The organism is Nocardioides sp. WG-D5 (assembly GCF_054031175.1).
The window spans coordinates 1,457,410-1,481,132 of sequence record NZ_CM132928.1 but is presented as its reverse complement, the minus strand read 5'-3'; the positions used below and the strand labels follow the sequence as shown (position 1 = coordinate 1,481,132).

Here is a 23,723-nt window from a genome sequence, read left to right as displayed (position 1 = left end):
GGAGTGCTACGCGCGCCCCGACTCGGTGTAACCCGGGCCGCCCCGCAGCGCGGCCAGAGCGGCCTCGACCCGGCGGGCGGTGAAGTCGGCGGCCCGCTCGCGGACCTCGTCGAGGGTGCAGAACGCCACTGAGCGGATCTCGCGGGGCTGGAGGGTGGTCTGCTCGAGGACCGAGGAGGGGTGGACGCCCCCGTCGAAGACCAGGCAGACGGCGTCGTCCCAGCCGCCCCACGGGGGCAGCCAGTCGGTGAGCAGCAGGTCGCCGGCGGGGAGGACGAGGGCGAGCTCCTCCTCGATCTCGCGGGTGGTCGCCAGCTTGGGCGACTCGCCCACCTCCACGATGCCGCCGGGCAGGTCCCAGTCCTTCTTGTAGGTCAGCTGGCACATCAGCACGCGGTCCTCGGGGTCGCGCACCAGCATCTGGCCGATCGCGCGCTTGCGCGGGAGGAAGGAGTTGAGCAGGGCCCGGAAGCCCTCGGGGGCCTCGACCGGAGCGTCGCTCGCCACCCGGGCGTAGAGCATCCGGTCCTTGCCACCCGTCACGCCTCGGAGCAGGCCCTCGCGGTGGAGCCCCGCCCAGGTCGCGGTGCGCTGCTCGACGGTGTCGTCCGGGTCGACCAGCGCCTCCACCCGATGGTGGGTGAGCAGCGCGGCGGCCACCTCGCGGCGTACGACATCGACGGCCTCGCCCGCGGCCCACTCGATCCGGGCAACACCCTCCGCCACCGTTGTCGTCTCTGGCTCGCTCACGCCCCAACCCTAGTGTCACAACCTGATGGTTGTCGGTGTCTGGATGGTGACGAGACGCACGAGACGACACAGGAGGGCGACGATGCCCAGTATGTTCAGGATCCCGCCGGCCTCCGCGCCGGTCGAGCCGCCGGTAGGGTCGCGGGCATGAGCGATGATGCCGCGACGGAGGTCTTTGTCGCCCACCGCAACCTGCTCTTCACCGTCGCCTACGAGATGCTCGGCTCGGCCGCCGACGCCGAGGACGTCCTCCAGGAGACCTGGCTGCGCTGGGCCGACGTGCCGCTGGAGGAGGTGCGCGACCAGCGCGCCTATCTGGTGCGGATCACGACCCGGCTCGCGCTCAACCGCATCCGGACGCTGTCGCGCCGCAAGGAGACGTACGTCGGTCCGTGGCTGCCCGAGCCGCTGCTGACCGCGCCGGACGTCGCTGAGGACGCCGAGCTGGCCGACTCGCTCTCGACTGCGGTGCTGCTGGTGCTGGAGACGCTCTCGCCGACCGAGCGGGCCGTCTTCGTGCTGCGCGAGGTCTTCGCGCTGGGCTACGACGAGATCGCCGCGGCGGTCGACAAGTCGCCGGCCGCGGTGCGCCAGATCGCGCACCGGGCACGCGACCACGTCGCGGAGCGCCGGCCGCGCGAGTCGGTCTCGTCGGCCGAGGCGCGTCACGCCCTGGAACGGTTCCGCGACGCCGCGACCGGCGGCGACCTGCAGTCGCTGCTCGACGTGCTGGCGCCCGATGTCGTGCTCTTCTCCGACGGTGGCGGCGTGGTCCAGGCGGCCCGCAAGCCGATCCACGGCGCCGAGAAGGTGCTGCGGTTCTTCGCGGGGCTGGCGACGAAGTACGGCGTCCCCCGGTTCGAGATGGCCAGCGTCAACAGCGCCCCCGGCATGCTGCTCTACTTCGGCGACGAGGTCGACGGCGTGGTCACGCTGCACGTCGAGGACGGTCTGGTGACCGGCCTCTACTACGTACGCAACCCGTCCAAGCTCAGCGGTGTCCTCGAGCAGGTTCATCTGGAACGCTGACAGGGTGGGGAGTCGGTCGCTTCGCGGGGTGCTGGTCACGCTCTGCGTGACCGTCACGGCGGCGTACGGCGTCCTCTACTACGCCTTCACCGTGCTGCAGCCGCGGATCGTCGACGACACCGGGTGGTCGGCGGCCGCGATCACCACCGCCTTCTCCGCGGGCACGCTCGTGGGGGCGGTCGCGGGCATCCCCGTCGGGCGGGTCATCCAGCGCTTCGGGCCTCGGTGGGTGATGGCGGGCGCCAGCCTGCTGGGCACGCTGGCGCTGCTCGTGGTCGCCGCCGCGCCTTCGTACTGGATCTTCGCCCTCGGCTGGCTGGTCGTCGGGCTCTCGTCGGCGGGGACCTTCTACCCGCCGGCGTTCGCGGCGCTGACGCACTGGTTCGGTACGCGGCGCGTGGATGCGATCACGACGCTCACCCTCGCCGGTGGGTTCGCCTCGACGATCTTCGCGCCGCTCACCGAAGCGCTGGCGGCGCGGGTGGAGTGGCGCTGGACGTACGTCGTCCTGGCCGGCGCCTTCGTCGTGCTGACGTTCCTGCCGAGCGTCGTGGTGCTCGACCTGGCCTGGGAGCCGGCCGCTCCGGACGAGGACGGTCGGCCGGTGCGGGACCGCGACGTGCTGCGGAGCCGCCGGTTCGTGCTGCTCACGCTCGCGGGCACGCTGGTCACGATGGTCGTGTTCGCCTCGATCGTGCACCTGGTGCCGTTCCTCGTCGAGCACGGGCTCAGCCCGGCCACGGCCGCCTGGGCGCTCGGGCTCAGCGGCGCCGGCCAGGTCGCCGGGAGGGCGTTCTATCCGCTGCTGGCCCGGCGCTTCGGCGTCCGCGCCCGGATGACCGGGGGAGTGCTGTGGTTCGCCACCTCGGTCGCGCTGCTGCCGCTGCTGCCCGCGGTGGGCTGGGTGATGATCGTCGTCGCGGTGCTCACCGGGACCGCCCGCGGGCTCTACACGCTCATCGCGGCGACCGTCGTCAGCGACGTATGGGGACCCGAGAGGTACGCCGCCCTCAACGGGGTCTACTCCGCGCCGGCCGGGGTCGCGGGTGCGCTCGCCCCGGCGGTCGGGGCTGCGCTCGCCGCCGTCATGGGTGGGTACGACGCGCTCTACTGGCTCCTCGCCGGGACCGTGCTGGTGGCCGGCCTGCTGGCGTGGGGTGCGTTGGCGTCGTTCGAGCGGTGAGGCTCTTCGCCCGCACGAGCGTCTCGGTGCCCTGCCCCGCAGGGCACCGAGACGCCACGGTCACTGACCGAAGACCTGCAGCTCGGCGGCGTGGACGATCGTCCCGCGGTCGGAGCCGGTCTTGCAGTCGGTCGTGGTGGTGGGGTCGGCGTCCTGCTCGCCGGCGTAGCCGTCGAAGCCCGTGCACTGGTTCTCCAGCGCCACCAGACGTACCGCGGCGGCGGTGGTGTCGGGGACGTCGAAGGTGCGCAGGTTCAGGTTGGGCGCGACCGGCCTCGGGCGCTTTCCGGGGAAGGCGTCGTCGGCCGAGGTGTAGAAGCGCTTCCAGACCGCGCCGGAGGTGGTGCACGCGGAGACGCACGCCTCCAGCGCGAACTTCCGCAGCGCGGTGAAGCGCGACCCCGAGTCCGCGTCCGTGTCGGTGGCGGGGGAGAGGTAGGCGCTCACGTTCACCTTGGTCACCGTGTGGGTTCCGCCGGCCAGGTCGACGGCGACGGACGGCGTGGTCGCGTCCACGTTGTCCGCGGTGACGCCGCCCCAGTTGGTGCCCTCGGTGCCGTCGATCAACGCGTCCGGGTTGCGCGAGCCCTCGGTCGAGGCGATGACCGTCGCGCCCTTGGCGGCCGCGGCGAGGTTGGTGCTCGCTGCGAAGGAGACGGTCTTGGTGATCTCCGAGGAGGAGATCGTGACCGTCTTACGCTGGGCGCCCCCGGTCTTGGTGACGTAGAGGAACTCGTACGTCCCCGGGACGAAGTGCGCCACCGACCCCATCGCGGTGTCGACCAGCGTGTCGGCGATCGGCGTGGCCCGAGCCTCGAAACGGCCGACGTACACCTTCCCCGGCGTGCCGGAGGGCGCGCTGAAGGTGACCTTGACGTTGCGCGAGGCCGGTGAGGCGAAGCTCGGGGTCGGCTCGTGGTCGTCGGCGGTCGTGGTGGCGTACTGGCCCATGCCGCGTCGTGCGAACGCGTCCGCGATCACCTGGCGGTTGGCACCGCCGAAGCGCATCTGGTCGGCGGCGAGGAAGGCGTCGCGGGCGTCCAGCATCGAGGTCGCGCCCTGCTGGAGCAGGAACGAGTCGAAGACCAGTTGGATCCAGCGGCGGTTGCCGGGGCACTTGTCGGCGGCGAGCGGCGAGGCCGTCGTCGTCCCGACCGAGCAGCGCCGCTGCAGGGCCTTGTCGGCGTAGGGATAGGTCGCGTTGAACTTGTCGACCAGCGCCTGCCGCACCGACCACATCGTGCCGTTCCAGATCTCGCCGTCGGCGTGGACCTCGGGACCGGTGGAGTCGAACCCGTAGTCGGAGAAGTTGAGCGGGTTCCTGTCGATCGCGAAGTCGCGGATGGCGACGTCGGTGTTGCCGGTGGCGTAGGAGCCGACGGCCCACGGGCTGCCGCCGTTGTAGAGGTCGTGGGCGAACATGTGCTCGGCCGCGGCCAGGTCGCTCCAGGACTCGCCCATCGCGCCACCCTGCTCCGAGGTCAGTCCGTCGTCGGGGCCGCCGACCATCCGGTTGGAGATGGCGTGGGTGTACTCGTGGCCCACGATCCCGAAGTCCAGCGAGCCGTCGGTGCAGGGCGCGTAGAAGGCGCCGGCGGCGGGCTGGAAGAGGTACTGGTTGGTGACGCCCGGCACGCCGTCCATCAGGGTGAGCTGGTTGGCGTTGTTACGGCCGGTCAGGATGCCCGTCTGCTCGATCACCTGCGAGTCGAGCGCGGCGGCCTGCGCGTTGCCGACCTCGGCGTCGAGGCCACGGCCGCCACGCGCGAGGTTGTCGGTCTGCAGGTTGTAGTTCTCCTCGGTGAAGCCGAGGAAGTAGGACCAGTCGTGCATCCGGTTGTGGCTGGCGAACAGATTGCCGACCACGTAGTTGACGTCGTTGCCGCCCGGCACCAGGTTGGTGGGCGCGCACTGCGCGTTGTTCCAGGCATCGGTGAACGTGCCCGAGTAGTCACGCACCGGCGAGACCGGAGCCTGCTCCAGGCCACCCGCGGCCAGCGGGGAGAGCCAGCCCTCGTGGGTGTTGGCGTTGTTGCCGATCGTGGTCAGGCTCGGCACCCCGACGGTCGTGTTGAGCAGCGTGTCCCAGGGGCCGGCGTTGGCCAGGCTCTTCAGCTCGGGCCCGGTGCACTCGGCGACCTTGGTCCAGCACGCGATCACGTCGTTGGTGGGAACCGCTTCGCCGCCGGTCGAGGCGGCGTCGGGGGTGCCGGGGAAGTAGGACCAGCGCGGGTTGCTGCCCGGCAGGTCACCCGACTCCGCGCCGGCGTCGGAGGATGCCACGGTCACCGTGTAGCTGCCGACCAGGAGCGAGTCGTCGAAGGGACAGACCTGGACCGCGTACGTCCCCGGGTCGATCTTCTCGGCGGTGTAGGTCGCCGTCTCGGGGCTGGTGAGCAGGTCACCCTCCACGAGCAGCCGCCCGTCGGGGGCGAAGAGCTTCACGGTGAAGTCGTCGGTCGGCAGCCCGACCGCGACCGCGGCGATCGTGCGGGTCTTGTCGTCGGTGATCTCGAAGGTGTGCTTCGGCCCGCAGGCGCCGAGCGCGGTGCCGGTGAACGGCCCCTCGACGTCGTTCTCGTGGTCGACGTTGTCGTGGCGCCAGAGCACCTCGCCGGTGACCGCGTCGACCAGTGCCGTCTGCCCCAGCAGGGTGGCGGCGGCGGAGTCGACGACGGTGGCCTGGAAGACGGGGCGTACGCCCTCGCCGGGGACCGGGAACGCCCGCAGCCGCACCAGCTGGTCGGTCGCCAGGCCCGGCACGGTCAGCTTCGTCCAGTCGGTCAGCTTCGCGGCGGCGTCGGTGACGATCTCGCCGACCTTCGATCCTGTGATCGGACGTCCGGCCGAGGCGGCCGCCTTCAGCCATGCCTCGGTGGGAGTGAGCTCCGCCTTCGCGGGCGTGCCGGTCACCTTCGAGAGCGAGGAGGAGACATAGGTGATGTCGCCGTCGGCCACCCCCACGGTGACCAGGCCCTCGGTGGCGGCGGACAGACCGTCGTAGGTCTGCCGGAAGAGCACCGCATGACCGCCGCCGTCGGCCAGCTTCTGGTCGCTGACCAGCTCGAGGTCGCCCAGCTGGGCCGCGGTGAGTCCGAAGACCGCCGCGTTGTCGGCGAGGAAGCCCCGGGCCGCGGTGACCGGGTCGGAGGAGCCGGCCGGAGCCAGCACGCCGTCCGCCGTGATCAGCGAGGTCGGCGTCCCGTGGGCGTTCCAGCGGATGTCGACGGCCTCCAGGGCCTGAGCCGCGGACTCCTGGGTGGAGGTGGGAAGCACGCGGTCGCGTACGTCCAGGCCGGAATCGGCCTCGTGACCGAGAAGCCCGCCGGAGCGGGCCACGTCAGCCGTGGTGGTGGCAGTGTCATCAGTAGTGGAGAGCGCGGCACCCGAGACCGGCGTCACCAGCACGAATGCGCCGAGGGCGATGCTCAGCGCGGCACCGAGGCTCACCCTGGCGCGACTGGAACGAATATCGGTCATGTTATTGAAACGGCCCTTTACCGGCCCGGGTTACGCGATACACGCAACGCCTGTACCGCGAACCCGCACACGAGAGGTGGAAGGCACCCGATAGTGTTCCGGACACATGTAACCGCCTTCACAGACAGGGGAGCGCCACGATGGGTGACTTCGTCAACCTCACCGTCGAGGACGGCATCGGCACGATCCGGCTCGACCGGCCGAAGATGAACGCGATCAGCTTCCAGGTGCAGGGGGAGCTGCTCGCGGTCGCGACCGAGGCGGCAGCCGACGACGACGTACGCGCGGTGGTCGTCTACGGAGGCGAGAAGCTCTTCGCCGCCGGCAACGACGTCAAGGAGATGGCCGGCCTCTCCTACTCCGAGATGGCCAAGCGGGTCGCCGGCGTGCAGGCCGCGGTGACCGCGGTCGCGGAGATCCCCAAGCCGGTGGTCGCCGCGGTGACCGGCTACGCGCTGGGTGGTGGTTGCGAGCTGGCGCTCGCCGCCGACTTCCGGATCGCCGCCGACGACGCCACCTTCGGTCAGCCGGAGGTGCTGCTCGGCATCATCCCCGGCGCCGGCGGCACCCAGCGGCTGGCACGACTGGTCGGGCCGTCCAAGGCCAAGGACCTGATCTTCTCGGGCCGCTTCGTCAAGGCAGACGAGGCGCTTGCAATCGGCTTGGCCGACCGGCTCGTGCCGGCGGCCTCGGTCTATGAGGAGGCGCTCGCGTGGGCGAGCCAGTTCACGAAGGCGGCCCCGTACGCCCTGGCGGCGGCGAAGACGGCGATCGACAAGGGGCTCGGGGTGGACCTCGCCACCGGGCTAGCCATCGAGCAGCAGCAGTTCGCCGGCGTGTTCGCGACCCAGGACTCCCAGACCGGGATGACATCGTTCCTGGAGAACGGCCCCGGCAAAGCCAACTTCGAAGGGAAGTGAACCCCGTGTCCGACACCAAGACGTCCAACGGCCCCGGCGTGGTCCACACCGTCCGGTCCTACGCCTCCAGGGTGGTCTGGGTGATCGCGCTGATCGCTGCGCTGGCGCTCGCCATCGGAGCTCTGCTGATCGCGCTCAAGGCCAACCAGGACAACTCTCTGGTCGACTTCGTGCTCAACGCCGCCGACACCGCCGATCTCGGCCTCTTCTCGCGGGAGAACGGCATCAAGCAGTTCGGCGGAGAGGACGCGGAGATCAAGAACGCCCTCTTCAACTGGGGCATCGGCGCGCTGGCCTGGCTGATCGTCGGTCGGATCGTGGCTGGTTTCATCAGGCCCTGAGGCCATGTGACATTCTCAACGCGTAGGCACCTGTCATCCCTATGTGACTGACGGGTAACATCGCTGGCGAACTACGACCATTCCAGGAGGGGCCGGCAAGGCCGCACCATCATGAACATTGTTGTGCTTGTGAAGTACGTGCCGGACGCGACCGCGGACCGGCAGTTCGAGGACGACTTCACCGTCGACCGCGTGAACGTCGACGGTCTGCTCTCCGAGCTCGATGAGTACGCGGTTGAGCAGTCGTTGCAGATCAAGGAGAAGCGTGACGGCGAGGAGATCACCGTCACCGCGCTGACCGTTGGTCCCGAGGCGGCCGAGGCGGCTGTGCGCAAGGCGCTGCAGATGGGTGCCGACAAGGGCGTCCACGTCGTCGACGACGCCATCGCCGGCTCCGACTCCATCGCCACCTCGCTGGTGCTCGCCAAGGCGATCGAGAAGCTCGGCCCGGTCGACCTCGTCGTCGGCGGTCTGGCCTCGACCGACGCCGGCATGAGCGTCGTCCCGGCGATGCTGGCCGAGCGTCTCGGCCTGCCGCAGGTCACCCTGGCCTCGGTCGTGGAGACCCAGGGCGACCAGGTCCGCATCAAGCGTGACGGCGACGTGGCCACCGAGGTCATCGGCGGCACGCTGCCGCTGGTCCTCTCGGTCACCGACCAGTCCGGCGAGGCTCGCTACCCGTCCTTCAAGGGCATCATGGCGGCCAAGAAGAAGCCGCTGGAGACGTGGTCGCTGGCCGACCTCGGCGTCGACGCCTCCCAGGTGGGTCTGGCCGCTGCGTACACCGCGGTCGAGGAGACGGCGGCCCGCCCGCCGCGCACCGCCGGTGAGATCGTCACCGACGAGGACGGCTCGGGCGCCAAGGCGCTGGCCGAGTTCCTCGCGTCCAAGAAGTTCATCTGAGGCCGAGAAGGGATATCTGAATCATGGCTGAAGTTCTCGTTCTCATCGACCACGTGGCTGGTCAGGTCAAGAAGCCGACCTACGAGCTGCTCACCCTGGCCGCCAAGCTCGGCGAGCCGTCCGCGGTCTACATCGGTGGCGCCGACGGTGCCGCTGGTGCCGCGGAGGCCGTGAAGGGCTACGGCGCCGAGAAGGTCTACGTCATCGACGACGCCCAGATCAAGGGCTACCTGGTGGCGCCGAAGGCCGAGGCGCTCGCGCAGCTGGCCGGCTCGGCCTCCCCGGCGGCGATCCTGCTGCCGTCCTCCGCGGAGAACAAGGAGGTCGCCGCCCGTCTGGCGATCAAGCTCGACTCCGGTCTGATCACCGACGCCGTCGACCTCGACGAGTCCGGTGTGGCGACCCAGTCCGTGTTCGCCGGCAACTTCACGGTCAAGGGCAAGGTCACCAAGGGCACCCCGATCATCACGGTCAAGCCCAACTCGGCCGCTCCCGTCGAGAAGGCCGGCGCCGCCGCGGTCACCCCGTTCGAGGTGACCATCTCCGACGCCGCCAAGACCGCGCAGATCGTGGCCTCCCAGCCGCGTAAGGCCTCCGGTCGTCCCGAGCTCACCGAGGCCGCGATCGTGGTCTCCGGTGGTCGTGGCACCGGCGGCGACTTCTCTGCCGTCGAGGGTCTCGCCGACGCTCTGGGTGCCGCTGTCGGTGCCTCGCGTGCCGCGGTCGACTCCGGCTGGATGCCGCACACCTTCCAGGTCGGCCAGACCGGTAAGACCGTCTCCCCGCAGCTCTACGTGGCCAACGGGATCTCCGGTGCGATCCAGCACCGTGCCGGTATGCAGACCTCGAAGACCATCGTCGCGGTCAACAAGGACGAGGAGGCACCGATCTTCGAGCTCGTCGACTTCGGTGTGGTGGGCGACCTGCACACCGTCCTCCCGGCCGTCACCGAGGCCGTCAAGGCTGCGAAGGGCTGAGCCTGGCCTGGGATGTACGTCACAGAACCCGCCTCCGAGCACGGCTCGGAGGCGGGTTTGTTTCTGTTCGGCATCTTGTTCTCGGAATTGTCGTTGCGGCGCATACGTCGCTGGGTATAGTCCGGCCGCATGTGGGGGAATGTGCTCAGGTCGAGAACGACCCGGAAGATCTCGATCGCTTCGGCTGTGGCCGGCTGTGTGGCGGCTCTGGTGATGGCGACGATGTCCGTGGTCTCGACATCGGCGACTGCGGCGACCTGGGCGCCGCCGGCGGGGCCGTTCTTCAACAACCCGACCGGTGACTTCGCCCAGCGCAACGCCGTCGTGAGCCGGATCAACAACAGCATCCGCTACGCGCGCGCGGGCTCCTACATTCGGTTCGTCACCTACAACCTGGACCGCGCCGACAGCGTGGACCAGCTCATCGCCGCCCACAAGCGTGGTGTGCACGTGCAGATCCTGGTCAACCGCAAGATGTGGAGCAGTGGGGAGCGGAAGCTGGCCGACCGCCTCGGCACCAGGCGCTCCCGGCCGAGCTTCATCTACGGCTGCGCCGGCGCCTGCCGTGGCTACGACACCGGCAACCTGCACATCAAGATCCACTCCTTCACCCAGGTCGGCGACAAGCGCAACATCATCATCAACAGCTCCGGCAACCTCGGTGGCGGAGCGGCCGGCTCGCAGTGGAACGACGCCCAGACGATCTACGCCAACGACGGCCTCTGGAAGACCTGGCTGCGGATGTTCAACGAGCTCAAGGCCGACAGGAAGGCCACCCCGCGCTACGTGTCGTGGTCCGGTGGTGGCACCTCCGTCGGCTTCCAGCGCCAGCACACGGGCACGACCAGCGACGAGGTCTACGCCCGCGGCACCGGTGACCGGGTGATCGACCGGTTGCGGCTGATCGGCTGCAGCGCGCCGAGGGGATACGGCACCAAGGGCAAGACGATCCTGCGGATCCACATGTACGCGTGGTACGGCCGCCGTGGCGAGCGCATCGCCGACGAGGTCGTCCGGCTGAAGAAGCGCGGCTGCGTGGTCCGGGTGATCGGCTCGGTCACCAACAACGCGGTCTACCGCAAGCTGAGGGCGGTCGGCATCCCGGCGCGCGACGCCGCCTGGGACTGGGGCCAGAAGAAGTCGACCAGCGGCGACGAGATCGTCTACGGCTCGCGCTGCTACTCCCACTACAAGTGGATGAGCGTCAACGGCCGCTACGCGGACCGTGGCACCCACAGCGTCTGGACCGGCTCGGAGAACTGGTCGCCGCCGTCGTTCAGCAACGACGAGGTCACCTTCCGGTTCACCTCGAAGAGCTACTACGACGCCTACACCGCCCGGTTCAACAAGATGTGGGACAGCCCGCGGGCGACCCACCGGATCTACCTGCAGCCGACGACCCGTCCCTGCGCCTGACCGCGGGGCGCTAGTCTCGCCGGATGAGTTTTGGTGAACTCGGTGGGGACCTCCGGCCGCTCGACGGCGGCTGGTCCGGGGAGACGTTCCTGGCGGAGGCCGGTGGGGAGAGGTCGGTCGTGCGGGTCTTCGCCGACCCCCGCCACCACCCGCAGGCCGCCGAGATCCACGAGGCCCTGCACCGACTGGTGAGGGGCCTCGTCCCGGTCCCCGGTGTCCTGGAGGTACGCCACGCCGACCCGGCGATGGGCACGCCGGCGCTCCTGGTGACCGAGTTCGTCGAGGGCGTACGCGGCGACCTGCTGCTCCCGGACCTGGACGAGGCGGACCGGGGCAGGCTCGGGCGTGCCCTCGGGGAGATCGCGGCCACCCTGGCGGGGATGCCGTTCCTCACCGCGGGGACCTTCGCCGACAAGGAGCTGCGGATCGAGCCGTTCGCCCTGGACCTGCCCGAGTGGGTCGAGTCGCTCGCCGAGCGTCTCGCCTGGTCACCGGCCGACCTGGAGGGTCTGCGCGACGTGGCCGCCGACGCCCAGGACCTGCTCGACACGGTCGGCAGGGTGAGCCTGGTGCACAGCGATCTCAACCCCAAGAACCTCATCGTCGACCCGGAGACGCTGCAGGTGCGAGCGGTGCTCGACTGGGAGTTCGCCCACGCCGGCTCACCGTTCGCCGACCTCGGCAACCTGCTGCGGTTCGAGCGGGACGCGGCGTACGTCTCGGGGGTGCTGGCGGGCTACGTCGCGATGCGCGGCGGCAGCACCACGGACGCCCTCGATCTGGCCCGCTCCGCGGACCTGGTCGCCCTGGTCGAGCTGGGGGCGCGGCGTACGGACAATCCGGTGGCCGCCCGGGCGCACGACCTCCTGCTCGAGATCGCCCGATCCGGGGATGTGCACTCCGCCCCGGAGGGCTCCGTTCGCCGCTAGGATTCGGAGCGCGCCGGGGCGGCGCCGCGCAACATGGGGGATGGTTGTGGGAGTGAGCGATCTCGACGGGGCTCGGGACCCTGCCGGAGCTTGGTGGCGTGGCTGGACGCCGTGGATCTCGGCACTGGTGCTGTCGGCGCTGTTCGCCGGTGCGACCTCCGGGATCACGTACGTGAGGAGGTCCTACGAGCCTCCGGTGGACTATCCGGCGATGAACGAGTCGGAGCTGGCGGAGAGCGCCGTGCGCTCCACTCCCGTGGAGCCGACGCGCAAGAAGGAGCGGCTCGAGTCGTCGCCGTCGACGCGGCCGACGGGGGAGCCGACACCGGCGAACGTGCCCCGGAAGGTCAGGCCGTCGGCCTCGAGCTCGGCGAGCACCGAGCCGATGGCGTCGGAGGAGCCGTCCGCGAGCCCGGCCGGCCCGTTCGCCGGTCGGGCGGCACGGAAGGCGGCCTCGATCCAGTCGTTGCCGGTGCGCTGCAGGTTGGAGTGGCGGCGAGCCCCCGAGGAGCCGTCCTCGAAGGCCTCGTTCACGACGTCCCAGGCGTAGATCTTGCCCCGGTAGTGGCCCTGGGTGAGCTGCTCGGTCTGGGTGGCGACGACTGACCCTCGCCGAGCGGTCCGCACGGCGAAAGGGTGGTGGCTGCGTACGCCTGACGGCATAGGCTTCTCGCCATGAGCGCTGAGGCAGTGATCCGTGAGGTGGCGGCGAAGGCACGAGAGGCGAGCTACGAGCTCGCGGTCGCGCCGCGCAGCGTGAAGGACGCGGCGCTGCACGCGATGGCCGACGCGCTCCTCGCCCGTGCCGAGGAGGTGCTGGAGGCCAACGCGACCGACGTCGCCCGCGCCGAGGCCTCGGGCAGCCCCGCCAACATCATCGACCGCCTCACCCTGACCCCGGAGCGGCTCGACGGCATCGCCGGCGCGCTCCGCGAGCTGGCCGCTCTCCCCGACCCCGTCGGAGACGTCGTACGCGGCAGCACCCTGGCCAACGGCCTCGAGCTGCGCCAGGTGCGGGTGCCCTTCGGCGTCGTCGGGATGATCTACGAGGCGCGTCCCAACGTGACCGTGGACGCCGCCGGGATCTGCCTGAAGTCCGGCAACGCGGCGCTCCTGCGCGGCTCCTCCAACATCGCGGCCAGCAACGACGCGATCGTCGCTGTGCTCCGCGACGCCGTCGCCTCCGTCGGCCTCCCGGCCGACGTGATCCAGGTGGTGCCGGGGGAGGGCCACGACCCGGTCAAGGCGCTCATGCGCGCCCGCGGCCTGGTCGACGTGCTCATCCCGCGCGGTGGCGCCGGCCTGATCCGCACGGTCGTCGAGGAGTCGACGGTGCCGGTCATCGAGACGGGGGTGGGCAACGTACACGTCTATGTGGACAAGGCCGCCGACCTCGACAAGGCGCTCTCGATCGTCATCAACTCCAAGACGCAGCGCACCAGCGTCTGCAACTCCGCCGAGTCGCTGCTCGTGCACGCCGACATCGCCAAGGAGTTCCTGCCCAAGGTGGTCCCGGCGCTGCAGGAGCGCGGTGTGCAGATCCACGGCGACGAGGCCTTCCAGGGCTACGACCTGGTCGAGCCGGTCACCGACGAGGACTACGCGGCCGAGTTCCTGGCGCTGAAGATCAGCGCCGCCGTCGTGCCCGACCTCGACGCCGCCGTCGCCCACATCCGGCGCTGGTCGAGCGGTCACACCGAGGCGATCGTGACCGAGGACCTGCGCGCGGCGCGGCGGTTCACGGCCGCCGTCGATTCCGCGGCGGTCATGGTCAACGCCTCGACGCGGTTCACCGACGGCGGTGAGTTCGGCTTCGGCGCGGAGATCGGCATCTCGACGCAGAAGCTGCACGCCCGGGGCCCGATGGGTCTGCCCGAGATGACCTCGACGAAGTATGTCGTCACCGGGGACGGGCACGTGCGCTGACCCGGCAACCGGCAAGGTAATCTGTCGCCCATGTCGAACTCTGTTGTGTCGAGCATCATCACCTCCGCTGAGCACGGGGCCGAGCACGGCACCTCCGGCGTCGAGTGGGTCATCGGTGGTGGCGCCCTGGCGATCCTCGTCTTCGCTCTGCTGGTCCTGGTCTGGTTCGCCGGCGGCCGTGAGCACTCCTGAGCGCTGATCAGATGGGCAGCCGGGGAGCGCCCGAGCCAGGCCTGGAGGGCCTGACCGGCAAGCGCCGCGTCGGGGTGATGGGTGGCACCTTCGATCCCATCCACCACGGCCACCTGGTGGCGGCCTCCGAGGTGCAGTCCTTCTTCGACCTCGACGAGGTCGTCTTCGTGCCCACCGGCGACCCGTGGCAGAAGGCCGACCGAGACGTCTCGCCGGCCGAGCACCGCTACCTGATGACGGTCATCGCGACCGCCGCCAACCCGCGCTTCACCGTGAGCAGGGTCGACATCGACCGGGCCGGCCGCACCTACACCCGCGACACGCTGCGCGACCTCGCCAAGGCCCTGCCCGACGCCGAGCTCTACTTCATCACCGGGGCCGACGCGCTCGCCGAGATCTTCACCTGGCGCGACACCGACGAGCTCTTCGAGCTCGCTCAGTTCGTGGGCTGCACGCGTCCGGGATACGCCATGGATCCCGAGGTCATCGCGAAGATCCCCTCCGACCGCATCACCATGCTCGAGATCCCGGCCCTGGCGATCTCCTCCTCCGACTGCCGCGAGCGGCGCCACCGGGGTGAGCCGGTCTGGTATCTCGTCCCCGACGGCGTGGTGCAGTACATCGGCAAGCACGACCTCTACCGATCCAAGACTCCGCACGACAAGACTCCCCAGAACGAAGAAGGCCTATGACCGCCACCGAGCACGCCATCGAGCTCACCATCACCGCCGCCCGCGCGGCCTCGGAGAAGAAGGCCGCGCACATCATGGCCTTCGACGTCAGCGACCAGCTGGCCATCACCGACGCCTTCGTGCTGGCCTCCGCGCCCAACGAGCGCCAGGTGCAGTCGATCGTCGACGAGGTCGAGCTGAAGCTGCGTGACCTCGGCTCCAAGCCGCTGCGCCGCGAGGGCCACAAGGAGGGCCGCTGGGTGCTGCTGGACTACGGCGAGATCGTCGTGCACGTCCAGCACGAGGAGGAGCGCCAGTTCTACGCCCTCGAGCGGCTCTGGCGCGACTGCCCCTCGATCTCGCTGCCCGCCGACGTCGTCTCCGAGAGCTGAGGTTTCGGTGGTCGAGCCTGTCGAGACCACTCGTCGCATCGTCCTGCTCCGTCACGGCGTGACTCCCTGGAACGCCGAGGGCCGCTACCAGGGCCAGACCGACATCGAGCTGGCCGAGACCGGCCACCAGCAGGCCAAGGCCGCCGCTCGTGCGCTCGGGACGACGTTCTCCATCACCCGCCTCGTCTCCTCGGACCTGATGCGGGCGCGGCAGACCGCTGCGTACGTCGCAGAGGAGACCGGATTGCAGGCTGCGTACGACCCTCGCCTGCGGGAGGTCTGCGCGGGCGAGGCCGAGGGGATGGACCGCGCTCAGATCTTCGAGCGCTTCGGTGAGATGCCGGCCAGCTGGGAGCCCTACGGCGGGGAGTCCTGGCCCACCGTGGCGGCGCGCTTCAGTGCTGCGCTCCACGACGTCGCGGAGACCGTCGCGCCCGGCGAGACCGTCGTGGTCGTCGCTCACGGCGGCGCCATCCGCCAGGGCCTGGCCGCCTTCCTCGGCTGGGACCCGGCCGTGGTCACCACTCTCGCCCCGCTGACGAACTGCTCCTGGATCGAGCTCGTGGCCCGGGAGTCCGCGCCCGGACTCATCCCCTCGGCGCCCTGGCGACTCGCGACGTACGGAATGGGGGCCCCGATTTCGTGATCGCGAGCGGGTTCCGCTACTGTTCTTCTCGTTGCCCGGGGTGATCAACCGGGACAACGCCACGGGGGTGTGGCGCAGCTGGTAGCGCATCTGCATGGCATGCAGAGGGTCAGGGGTTCGAGTCCCCTCACCTCCACCGAAACACCAGATCAGGGCGGTGTTTCAGGCCTTCGCCGAGGGTCTGAAACACCGCCCTGATCTTATTGGTGCAGCCTCTCTTGTTCAGAGAAGTCGAGCCGTTCCCCGGCGTCGATGGGCAGTTGTCTAACGGGCGCTCGCTGGCCGCGTAGTTCTTCGGTCGGGACGGATGTGGTGCTGCGGGTTGACGCGCTCGAAAGCTTCGGCCACCGCCATCAGGAGATCGTCGGACCCGTCCGCGCCCACCATCTGAAGACCTACGGGCAAACCGTCGATGTCGAAGCCGGCCGGCACCGACATGGCGGGCAGGCCCGTCGCCGAGATGAGTGTCGCCGCCCGCATCCAGTCCAGGTAGGTCTCCATCCGGACACCATCGATCTCGGTCGGGTACTCCAGCGAGGCATCGAAGGGCTGTACCTGCGTCGTCGGTGCAAGCAGCACGTCATACCGGTCGAAGAACGCCGTCGTGGACCGATGCAGGCGGGAACGGGCACGGGTCGCGGAGCGGAGATCGTCGGAGGTCAGCGCCAAGCCACACTCGATGTTCCACTGCAAGGCAGGTTTCAGCTCGTCGCGATGCTCGAGGTAGATCTGTTCGTAGGTGGTGGAGAAGTCGAGGGCACGGGTGGTGGAGAAGACCTCGTCCGCGTCCCGGAGATCCGGAGCGGCGACCTCGACATGGGCGCCCAGCGTCTCGAAGTGGCGTAGCTGCTCGGTGAGCACGGTCAGGACCGGTCCCGCGACCGGGATACCGAGGCCGAGGTCGGGGGTCCACGCCACGCGTAGGCCCGAGAGGTCGCCGGCCCGCACTCGGTCGCTCACCGGGTTCTGGCCCGGCGGATGGATCGCGGAGGACGGGTGCGAGCGCCCGATGACCGACATCATCAACCGCAGGTCGGCGACGGTGCGCGCCAGTGCGCCCTTGCGGGATATCCAGGCCCATGGGTCGTTCGCGTTGCCGAGCGGAACAAGCCCGGCCGACGGACGGAGACCGACCAGGTTGCAGAACGAAGCCGGCGTACGGATGGAGCCACCCATGTCACTGGCATCGCCGGCCGGCTGGATGCCCGCGGCCACCGCGGCGGCGACGCCACCGCTCGACCCTCCCGAGCTGCGGGTGGGATCGTACGGGTTGGTCGTCGTCCCGAAGATCGGGTTGAAGGTGTGGGAACCCGCGGCGAGCTCGGGAACATTCGTCTTGCCTGTCGTGATCACCCCGGCGCCCCGGAGCATCGCGACGATCGGTGCGTCGGTGGACGGGACTCTGTCGGCGAAGAGCGCAGACCCGAGAGTGGTACGCATCCCCGCGGTGTCGTGGGTGTCTTTGTGCGTCATCGGGACACCGTGCAGCACCGGAAGCGGTTGGCCGGCCGCGGCCCTGCGGTCGGCCTCGGCGGCCGCCTCGAGCGCGCGGTCGGCATCGAGCGTGCACACCGCGTTGATGACTCCGTTGACCTGGTCGATGCGTTCGAGATGGGCGGTCACCGCCTCCCGTGCGGACAACCGGCGTTCGCGAAGGAGGCGGGTCATCTCGAGGAGGCCGAGGTCGCAGAGTTCGGTGCTTTCCATGGGCCACATCGTCGGCGACGTTTGCTATCTCCGTCAGCAGAGCCGGTCGTCTACTGCTCATGTGATGCAGATTCGCCACGGTTGTGGCCGATTCCGCCAAACGGCGGGAAGGCGGTCTGAGGTGATGTGACTGACATCCGACGTTGCTAGCGTCCCGGCCACTACCTGACCCGGCTGAGGGAGTCCATCATGAGCACGACCAGCCCCGATGACATCAACGCCATGTCTCCTGCGATGCGACGGATCTTCTCTGTCCTCGCAGCAGTCGAACGAATCGGCAACAAGCTGCCGCACCCATTCTGGCTGTTCTGGATCCTCAGCGGAGTCCTCGCGGTGGCCAGCGCCGTCATGGCGGCCGCGAACGTGTCTGTGACCCTTCCCGGCACCGACGAGACCCAGCGAGTGCAGAACCTGCTGTCGCTGGACGGTCTCACCTACGCTCTCGACTCCGCGCTGGAGAACTTCGCCGGATTTCCCCCGCTGCCCGTCGTGGTCACCGTGCTCATGGGTGTGGCGGTCGCCGAACGAAGCGGTCTGACCGAAGCGGTGTTGCGGGCAACCATCGTGAGGCTGCCGGCTCGATGGGTGACATTCGCCGTCGCGTTCGCCGGGACCGTGGCTCACGTGACGTTCGACGCCGCGTTCGTCATCTTGATCCCCATGGCGGCGCTGGCATTCAAGGCGGCGGGACGGAACCCGGTCATCGGGGTGGTCACGGCCTACGTATCGATCTCCGCCGGGTACAACGCCAGCCCGCTGGTCACCCCCTCGGATGCGATCATCGGATCCCTGACCACCAGCGCCGCCCAGATCGTCGACCCGAGCTACGTGGTCACCCCGACCGCGAGCTACTTCTGGAACGCCGCTTCCTCCGTCCTGGTCGCGGTGGTGGTCACCGTGATGATCGAGTTCGTCCTCAACCGGCGCCCGGAGGCGGAGTCGGACGACCTGGCCGATGGCGAGCCGATGGATCTCACGCTGTCACCCCGCGACCGGCGCGCGATGTGGCAGGCGCTCGCCATCGGTGCGGCCATGCTGGCGGTCGCCTTCGCCCTCACGTTGCCGCCCGGCTCGCCGCTGCGGGGGGAGTCCGGCACCCTCTCGGAGTCGATCATCCTGCTCAACATGGCGGTCGTCGTCTCCCTGCTCTTCGCCACCATGGGGTTCGTCTACGGGCGGAAGACCGGCTCGATCGCGTCGCTGGGTGACCTGCCGGGGCTGATGGCCGAAGGCGTACGCCTGATCGCGCCGATCGTCGTCCTGTTCTTCTCCATCTCCCAGTTCCTCGCCTACTTCTCCTGGACCGGTATCGGCTCGGTGGTCGCGGTCGACGGCGCGGCGCTGCTCGAACGGCTGGATGCGCCGACGCTGGTGATCCTCGCGATCCTGGTGGTCGTGGTCAGTGCCGTGAACCTGATGGTCACGAGTGGATCGGCGATGTGGTCGCTGATCGCCCCGGTCGTGGTCCCGATGCTGATGTACGTCGACATCTCGCCAGAGGTGGCTCAGACGGTCTACCGCATCGGGGACTCGTGCACGAACGCTGTCACCCCGATGAGTGCGTACTTCATCCTCGCGCTGGGATACATGCAGCAGTACCGGCGCAGCGCGGGCATCGGCACCCTGGCTTCGTACACGTTGCCGATCGCGCTGGTGCTGCTGGTGGTCTGGACGCTCTTCTTCGCGCTCTGGTACGCAGCTGGTATCCCGCTGGGACCCGGAGTCCCGGTTCGATGACCCGGGTCACGGGATCAGGTCGCATGGGCGCCGAGAGGCAGACGCACCCCGGAGCGCTTCATCGCCTCGATGATGACCGAGATCTGCCGGCTCTGCACCATCTGACGCCATGGCGCGGTGTCGATCAGCTCGTAGAGGGAGGCCTGGTCCGCCACGGCGACGTTGATGGCCAAGTCGTACTCACCCGCCAGCGCACTCATCTGCCGCACTCGTGGCTCGGCGAGAACGTGCTTGACGAACGTGTCGAGGCGCCCCGGAAGGACACGCACCCAGATCATCGCCTCGAACGGGAAGCCCAGCAGGGCTGGTTCGACCACGGCCCGCGACCACACGCGCCGGTTGACCAGGAGCCACTCCAGCCGTCGCCGAGCGGTCGACTCACTGATCCCGGCTCCTCGGGCGATCTCGGTGGTGCTCGCACGACCATCTCGGCGCAGCACCTGGGTGATGGCGCGGTCGGTGGGCGTGAGGGGCTCCGGCTCGCTCCCGTCTGGTTGCTGCAGACCGAAGGGTGGTGCCTCGAGGGCAGCGATCTGGGCCGGGGTCAGGATCGGCGGGCGCCATTGACGTACGGACCGCAGGATGCGCAGCACCGGATCGGCGTGCGCCCGCGCCAGTCCGATCGTGGCGGGCAGCTCGTCGAGCACGAGCCGGGGCAGGTTCGCAGTGCTCACCCGGATCTCGGCGACACAGTCGACCCTGCCGGTGAGGGCATATGCGAACACGCAGTCGGGGCGCTGTGCCAACGCGGTCGCCGTGCTCCGCACGGCGCCGACCGCGCACTCGGCTCGCACCATCACGGCGGCGTTGTGACCATCGAGGCTGGATATCTGGATCAGCCGCTTGGCGAGGAGGTCGGTGCCACGCCTCGTGATGGTCCGCTCAGGTTCGTCCAACACCTCCGCGATCCGTCTCCAGCTGACCCGCCCGTCGACCTGCATCGCCGCCACGATCTTGCGATCCAGCTCGTCGAGCGGGGTCGCAACGGGCGTAGGCACAAGCCCATTGTTCCCCAAGAGTTATTTCCTTCGTATGACCTCAGCACGATCACTCCACCGAGAGGAACCATCATGTCGCTCGACGACTTCGACCGCTATCCGCTGCTGTTCGGCCCCAGCCCGATCCACCGGCTCGACCGGCTGACCAAGCACCTGGGCGGCGCACAGATCTGGGCCAAGCGCGAGGACTGCAACTCCGGGCTCGCCTACGGCGGTAACAAGACCCGCAAGCTGGAGTACATCGTCCCGGATGCCCTCGCCAGTGGGGCAGACACGCTGGTGTCGATCGGCGGGTACCAGTCCAATCACACCCGACAGGTGGCCGCGGTAGCCGCGAAGCTCGGGCTCAAGGCTCGGCTCGTTCAGGAGAAGTGGGTGGACTGGCCCGACGTCACGAACGACCGGGTCGGCAACATCATGCTCTCCCGGATCATGGGAGCCGACGTCAGACTGGACGCGAGCGGCTTCGACATCGGCATCAGGGACTCCTGGGAGCAGGCGATGAAGGAGGTACGCGACGCCGGCGGCACGCCGTACGGGATCCCGGCCGGCGCCTCCGAGCACCCACTGGGTGGTCTGGGCTTCGCAAACTGGGCACGTGAGGTCGAGCAGCAGGAGGCCGAGCTCGGCGTCTTCTTCGACACCATCGTCGTCTGCACCGTCACCGGGTCGACCCATGCCGGGATGATCGCCGGGTTCGCCGGGCAGGATCGCCCGCGGCGGATCATCGGTATCGACGCCTCGGCCACGCTCGAGAAGACCCGTGCCCAGGTCGAGCGGATCGCACGGCACACGGCCGAGCTGATCGGCCTGGGCCGCGAGCTGCGCGACGACGAGATCACCGTGCTCGAGGGCTGGGCAGGCGACCTCTACGGGATCCCGGTGGAGTCGACGATCGACGCGATCCGGCTCTCGGGTGCCCTGGAGGGCATGATCATCGACCCCGTGTACGAGGGCAAGTCGATGGCGGGACTGATCGACCTCGTCACCCAGGGTGAGATCGGGTCCGACTCGACCGTGCTCTACGCCCACCTCGGTGGGCAGCCGGCCCTCAACGCCTACGCTGGACTCTTCTCGTGATCAGGCAGGACGAACGCCAGGTCGAACGCCGGGCCAGGACAGGGGAGATCGCATGACCGATGCCGATGTCGTCCGCAGGACCGTCCCGACCGGCTCGCCCGAAACGATCGCTGCACTGCGGGACGTGGCACAACGCGTCCGCTGGCTCGCCACAGCAATCGTCGATGCGGCGAACCGTGGCCGCCCCAACCGATCCGGCGTCAAGGTCGGCGGACACCCGGCCTCATCTGCCTCGATCGTCGAGGTCATGGTCGCACTGTGGTTCCACGAGCTGACCCGTCACGACAGGGTGTCGGTCAAGCCTCACGCTTCGCCGGTGCTGCACGCGATCAACTATCTGCTGGGAGACCTCGACGAGACCTACCTGCCGACCTTGCGGGCCAAAGGGGGTCTGCAGAGCTACCCCAGCCGGCTGAAGGATCCGGACACGGTGGACTTCTCCACCGGCTCCGTGGGTATCGGCGCTACCGCAGCGCTGTGGGCGGCGATGTCGCATCGCTACCTTCGGTCGCATTTCGACACCGCGCCCGAGGCCGGTCGTTTCATCAGCCTGCTCGGTGACGCCGAGCTGGACGAGGGAGCGGTCTGGGAAGCGATCGCCGACCCCGCGGTCTCCCGCATGGGCGAGCTGATGTGGGTGGTCGACCTGAACCGCCAGTCCCTCGACCGAGTGATCCCCGACATCCAGATCGAACGCCTGCAGGGGATGTTCGCGGCTGCGGGATGGCAGGTCGTCACCCTCAAATGGGGACAGTCGATCTCACGACTGTTCGAGCAACCGGGCGGCGCCGACCTGCGTACTCGCCTCGAGCAGATGCCCAACGAGGAGTATCAGCGCATGTTGCGCGTGGACAGCTCCGAGATCGGTGAGCGCATCGTCGCCTCCGGGGCGAGCAGGGAGCTCCAGGACCTCGTCGATCGAACCGCTCCCGACGTACTCGCCGAGGCGGTTCGCGACCTGGGTGGACACGATCTTCCGCAGCTGATCGAGACTTTCGGATCCCTCGACACTCATCGGCCGAGCGTGGTGTTCGCGTACACGATCAAGGGACGAGGGCTCCCGACGGAGGGGCATCCCAACAACCACTCGGCGCTCCTCACCCAGTCCCAGATGGCTGCACTCGCGGAGAGCACGGGCAACAGCGTCGAGGACCCGTGGCGTCGCCCGGCGCCTGGCTCGGAGGCAGCCGAGCTCTGTGCCCGGCGCGCCGCCGCGCTTCGCCGCAGCCCGCACCAGGCAGCGCCGGCGCTACCGGTTCCGCCCTCGCTGGGTCACCCCTACCGCAAGCCGATCTCGACCCAGGCGGCGTTGGGGAGGCTGCTGGCCGACCTCCCGCGCGATGCTCCCCTGGCGGCATCACGGGTCGTGACCTGCAGCCCTGACGTCGCCTCTTCGACGAACCTCGGTGGATGGATCAACAAGACCGGCGTCTGGTCGGTCGAGGACCGGCGCGACTGGTTCGCCGATGATGCGGAGCGAGTCCTCAAGTGGTCGGAGGCGACCAGCGGCCGCCACATCGAGCTCGGGATCGCCGAGGTCAACCTGGTCGGTCTCCTGGGTGAGCTCGGGACGACCTGGAGCCGTTGGGGCGAACGGCTCATCCCGATCGCCACTCTCTATGACCCCTTCGTCTCCCGGGCCCTGGAACCCTGGTCCTACGGCATCTACGCCGGGGCGCAATCGATCCTGGTGGGTACGCCCTCGGGGGTCACGCTCGCTCCAGAAGGCGGAGCTCATCAGTCCATCACCACCCCGTCGATCGGCCTGGAGCAGCCTGGTTGTGTCGCCTGGGAGCCGTGCTTTCCCCAGGATCTGGAGTGGACGTTCCTGCACGCCATGAGCCAGATCGGAGTTCCCGGCGGAACCTCCGCGTACTTCCGCCTCTCCACGCGTCCCATCGACCCCGCCGAGGCGGCGCTCCCCGAGGATCCGGATCTGCTCGAACGACGCCGGCGACAGGCGATCGCCGGAGGCTACCGGCTCTCCGGCCATGATCCTCGAACCGAGGACGTCACGCTCGTTGGTGTTGGGGCGATCATGCCTGAGGTCCTGCGCGCCGCCGAGGTCTTGTCCGGTCAGGGTGTGGTGGCAGGAGTCGTCTGCCTGACGAGTCCCGACCTCCTGTTCCGCTCCTTCCAGCAGCGCTCTCGTCGAAAGCCCGGAGAAGGTAGCAACATCATCGACGATCTGTTTCCGCCGACATCGCCGGCACCTCTGGTCACAGTGCAGGACGGGCATCCCCACACTCTCTCGTTCCTGGCAGGAGCTCGAGGCGACGAGATCCGTTGCCTGGGCGTCTCCGATTTCGGGCAGTCCTCCGACCTCGACGACGCCTATCGGATCCACGGGATCGACACGGCGTCGATCTTGGACGCGGCATTGTCGTTGATGGGCCGATAACCGTCTGCGTTGGAAGTACGTGACTGAGGTGGCGCGGTAGGACTT

General features: G+C 69.2%; 21 protein-coding genes and 1 tRNA gene. 17 read left to right on the top strand and 5 right to left on the bottom strand.

Translation table 11 applies throughout. The annotated features are described in order from the left end of the window. Nucleotides 1–6 precede the first annotated feature (6 nt). A complete protein-coding gene (locus tag ACWZJV_RS07175; RefSeq protein WP_196873200.1) occupies nucleotides 7–750 on the bottom strand; it encodes an NUDIX domain-containing protein in 744 nt (247 codons plus the stop codon). A 147-nt stretch (nucleotides 751–897) separates the two neighbouring features. Here ACWZJV_RS07175 and ACWZJV_RS07170 point away from each other — a divergent pair, with 147 nt between their 5' ends. Continuing rightward, the gene (locus ACWZJV_RS07170) at nucleotides 898–1,779 is read left to right on the top strand and encodes an RNA polymerase sigma-70 factor (protein ID WP_008362203.1); all 882 of its coding nucleotides are present in this window, start codon (nucleotides 898–900) and stop codon (nucleotides 1,777–1,779) included. 28 nt (nucleotides 1,780–1,807) lie between these two features. Then, the gene (locus ACWZJV_RS07165) at nucleotides 1,808–2,962 is read left to right on the top strand and encodes an MFS transporter (RefSeq protein ID WP_457180761.1); all 1,155 of its coding nucleotides are present in this window, start codon (nucleotides 1,808–1,810) and stop codon (nucleotides 2,960–2,962) included. Between the two features lie 60 nt (nucleotides 2,963–3,022). Here ACWZJV_RS07165 and ACWZJV_RS07160 read toward each other — a convergent pair whose 3' ends face one another. Further along, entirely contained in the window at nucleotides 3,023–6,442 is a 3,420-nt protein-coding gene (locus ACWZJV_RS07160; protein ID WP_457180759.1) for a M36 family metallopeptidase, read from the bottom strand. A gap of 140 nt (nucleotides 6,443–6,582) precedes the next feature. On the opposite strand from ACWZJV_RS07160, the gene ACWZJV_RS07155 reads away from it, so the two are divergent. From ACWZJV_RS07155 to ACWZJV_RS07130, 6 genes are all read left to right on the top strand, one after another. Continuing rightward, a complete protein-coding gene (locus tag ACWZJV_RS07155) occupies nucleotides 6,583–7,362 on the top strand; it encodes an enoyl-CoA hydratase/isomerase family protein (protein ID WP_457180757.1) in 780 nt (259 codons plus the stop codon). A 5-nt stretch (nucleotides 7,363–7,367) separates the two neighbouring features. Next, nucleotides 7,368–7,703: a hypothetical protein gene (locus ACWZJV_RS07150; protein ID WP_457180755.1), complete on the top strand. Its 336-nt coding sequence runs from the start codon at nucleotides 7,368–7,370 to the stop codon at nucleotides 7,701–7,703. A gap of 111 nt (nucleotides 7,704–7,814) precedes the next feature. Further along, a complete protein-coding gene (locus ACWZJV_RS07145) occupies nucleotides 7,815–8,606 on the top strand; it encodes an electron transfer flavoprotein subunit beta/FixA family protein (protein ID WP_196873205.1) in 792 nt (263 codons plus the stop codon). A gap of 23 nt (nucleotides 8,607–8,629) precedes the next feature. After that, on the top strand, nucleotides 8,630–9,583 hold the full coding sequence (locus ACWZJV_RS07140; protein ID WP_008362213.1) for an electron transfer flavoprotein subunit alpha/FixB family protein: 954 nt from the start codon (nucleotides 8,630–8,632) through the stop codon (nucleotides 9,581–9,583). A 213-nt stretch (nucleotides 9,584–9,796) separates the two neighbouring features. Next, the gene (locus tag ACWZJV_RS07135; protein ID WP_457180753.1) at nucleotides 9,797–10,999 is read left to right on the top strand and encodes a phospholipase D-like domain-containing protein; all 1,203 of its coding nucleotides are present in this window, start codon (nucleotides 9,797–9,799) and stop codon (nucleotides 10,997–10,999) included. Nucleotides 11,000–11,022: 23 nt separating this feature from the next. Beyond that, complete coding sequence (locus tag ACWZJV_RS07130; protein ID WP_457180751.1) at nucleotides 11,023–11,928, top strand: phosphotransferase family protein; 906 nt, start codon at nucleotides 11,023–11,025, stop codon at nucleotides 11,926–11,928. Between the two features lie 201 nt (nucleotides 11,929–12,129). Here the strand turns inward: ACWZJV_RS07130 and ACWZJV_RS07125 are convergent, their stop codons facing one another. Further along, a complete protein-coding gene (locus ACWZJV_RS07125) occupies nucleotides 12,130–12,555 on the bottom strand; it encodes an endo-1,4-beta-xylanase (RefSeq protein WP_457180749.1) in 426 nt (141 codons plus the stop codon). A 48-nt stretch (nucleotides 12,556–12,603) separates the two neighbouring features. Between ACWZJV_RS07125 and ACWZJV_RS07120 the strand changes: the two genes are divergently transcribed. From ACWZJV_RS07120 to ACWZJV_RS07095, 6 genes are all read left to right on the top strand, one after another. After that, complete coding sequence (locus ACWZJV_RS07120; RefSeq protein ID WP_008362217.1) at nucleotides 12,604–13,854, top strand: glutamate-5-semialdehyde dehydrogenase; 1,251 nt, start codon at nucleotides 12,604–12,606, stop codon at nucleotides 13,852–13,854. A gap of 30 nt (nucleotides 13,855–13,884) precedes the next feature. Then, nucleotides 13,885–14,046 (top strand): hypothetical protein, encoded by a 162-nt coding sequence (locus ACWZJV_RS07115; RefSeq protein ID WP_196873210.1) that lies wholly within the window; start codon nucleotides 13,885–13,887, stop codon nucleotides 14,044–14,046. An 11-nt stretch (nucleotides 14,047–14,057) separates the two neighbouring features. Continuing rightward, entirely contained in the window at nucleotides 14,058–14,738 is a 681-nt protein-coding gene (nadD, locus tag ACWZJV_RS07110; protein WP_457180746.1) for a nicotinate-nucleotide adenylyltransferase, read from the top strand. Further along, entirely contained in the window at nucleotides 14,735–15,109 is a 375-nt protein-coding gene (gene rsfS / locus ACWZJV_RS07105) for a ribosome silencing factor (RefSeq protein WP_008362220.1), read from the top strand. The genes nadD and rsfS overlap by 4 nt, the downstream gene beginning before the upstream one ends. A gap of 7 nt (nucleotides 15,110–15,116) precedes the next feature. Next, entirely contained in the window at nucleotides 15,117–15,755 is a 639-nt protein-coding gene (locus ACWZJV_RS07100; RefSeq protein ID WP_457180744.1) for a histidine phosphatase family protein, read from the top strand. Nucleotides 15,756–15,818: 63 nt separating this feature from the next. Next, a tRNA-Ala gene (locus ACWZJV_RS07095) sits at nucleotides 15,819–15,891 on the top strand. Between the two features lie 128 nt (nucleotides 15,892–16,019). Here the strand turns inward: ACWZJV_RS07095 and ACWZJV_RS07090 are convergent. Continuing rightward, on the bottom strand, nucleotides 16,020–17,462 hold the full coding sequence (locus ACWZJV_RS07090; RefSeq protein ID WP_457180742.1) for an amidase: 1,443 nt from the start codon (nucleotides 17,460–17,462) through the stop codon (nucleotides 16,020–16,022). Nucleotides 17,463–17,651: 189 nt separating this feature from the next. Here ACWZJV_RS07090 and ACWZJV_RS07085 point away from each other — a divergent pair, with 189 nt between their 5' ends. Beyond that, nucleotides 17,652–19,199 (top strand): AbgT family transporter, encoded by a 1,548-nt coding sequence (locus ACWZJV_RS07085; RefSeq protein ID WP_457180740.1) that lies wholly within the window; start codon nucleotides 17,652–17,654, stop codon nucleotides 19,197–19,199. A gap of 14 nt (nucleotides 19,200–19,213) precedes the next feature. On the opposite strand, the gene ACWZJV_RS07080 is transcribed toward ACWZJV_RS07085, so the two are convergent. Beyond that, nucleotides 19,214–20,197, bottom strand: coding sequence for an Lrp/AsnC family transcriptional regulator (locus ACWZJV_RS07080; protein WP_457180738.1), 984 nt, complete (start codon nucleotides 20,195–20,197; stop codon nucleotides 19,214–19,216). Nucleotides 20,198–20,269: 72 nt separating this feature from the next. Here ACWZJV_RS07080 and ACWZJV_RS07075 point away from each other — a divergent pair, with 72 nt between their 5' ends. Next, on the top strand, nucleotides 20,270–21,277 hold the full coding sequence (locus tag ACWZJV_RS07075; RefSeq protein ID WP_008362227.1) for a 1-aminocyclopropane-1-carboxylate deaminase: 1,008 nt from the start codon (nucleotides 20,270–20,272) through the stop codon (nucleotides 21,275–21,277). A gap of 52 nt (nucleotides 21,278–21,329) precedes the next feature. Then, the gene (locus ACWZJV_RS07070) at nucleotides 21,330–23,678 is read left to right on the top strand and encodes a transketolase-like TK C-terminal-containing protein (RefSeq protein ID WP_457180735.1); all 2,349 of its coding nucleotides are present in this window, start codon (nucleotides 21,330–21,332) and stop codon (nucleotides 23,676–23,678) included. The last annotated feature ends 45 nt before the right edge of the window (nucleotides 23,679–23,723 follow it).

Excerpts from the sequence above, each read along its gene's own strand:
- ACWZJV_RS07170 (WP_008362203.1), top strand. The coding sequence starts at position 898 with ATGAGCGATGATGCCGCGACGGAGGTCTTTGTCGCCCACCGCAACCTG.
- ACWZJV_RS07160 (WP_457180759.1), bottom strand. The coding sequence starts at position 6,442 with ATGACCGATATTCGTTCCAGTCGCGCCAGGGTGAGCCTCGGTGCCGCG.
- ACWZJV_RS07155 (WP_457180757.1), top strand. The coding sequence starts at position 6,583 with ATGGGTGACTTCGTCAACCTCACCGTCGAGGACGGCATCGGCACGATC.
- ACWZJV_RS07145 (WP_196873205.1), top strand. The coding sequence starts at position 7,815 with ATGAACATTGTTGTGCTTGTGAAGTACGTGCCGGACGCGACCGCGGAC.
- ACWZJV_RS07140 (WP_008362213.1), top strand. The coding sequence starts at position 8,630 with ATGGCTGAAGTTCTCGTTCTCATCGACCACGTGGCTGGTCAGGTCAAG.
- ACWZJV_RS07135 (WP_457180753.1), top strand. The coding sequence starts at position 9,797 with ATGGCGACGATGTCCGTGGTCTCGACATCGGCGACTGCGGCGACCTGG.
- ACWZJV_RS07130 (WP_457180751.1), top strand. The coding sequence starts at position 11,023 with ATGAGTTTTGGTGAACTCGGTGGGGACCTCCGGCCGCTCGACGGCGGC.
- ACWZJV_RS07120 (WP_008362217.1), top strand. The coding sequence starts at position 12,604 with ATGAGCGCTGAGGCAGTGATCCGTGAGGTGGCGGCGAAGGCACGAGAG.
- ACWZJV_RS07115 (WP_196873210.1), top strand. The coding sequence starts at position 13,885 with ATGTCGAACTCTGTTGTGTCGAGCATCATCACCTCCGCTGAGCACGGG.
- nadD (WP_457180746.1), top strand. The coding sequence starts at position 14,058 with ATGGGCAGCCGGGGAGCGCCCGAGCCAGGCCTGGAGGGCCTGACCGGC.
- rsfS (WP_008362220.1), top strand. The coding sequence starts at position 14,735 with ATGACCGCCACCGAGCACGCCATCGAGCTCACCATCACCGCCGCCCGC.
- ACWZJV_RS07090 (WP_457180742.1), bottom strand. The coding sequence starts at position 17,462 with ATGGAAAGCACCGAACTCTGCGACCTCGGCCTCCTCGAGATGACCCGC.
- ACWZJV_RS07085 (WP_457180740.1), top strand. The coding sequence starts at position 17,652 with ATGAGCACGACCAGCCCCGATGACATCAACGCCATGTCTCCTGCGATG.
- ACWZJV_RS07075 (WP_008362227.1), top strand. The coding sequence starts at position 20,270 with ATGTCGCTCGACGACTTCGACCGCTATCCGCTGCTGTTCGGCCCCAGC.
- ACWZJV_RS07070 (WP_457180735.1), top strand. The coding sequence starts at position 21,330 with ATGACCGATGCCGATGTCGTCCGCAGGACCGTCCCGACCGGCTCGCCC.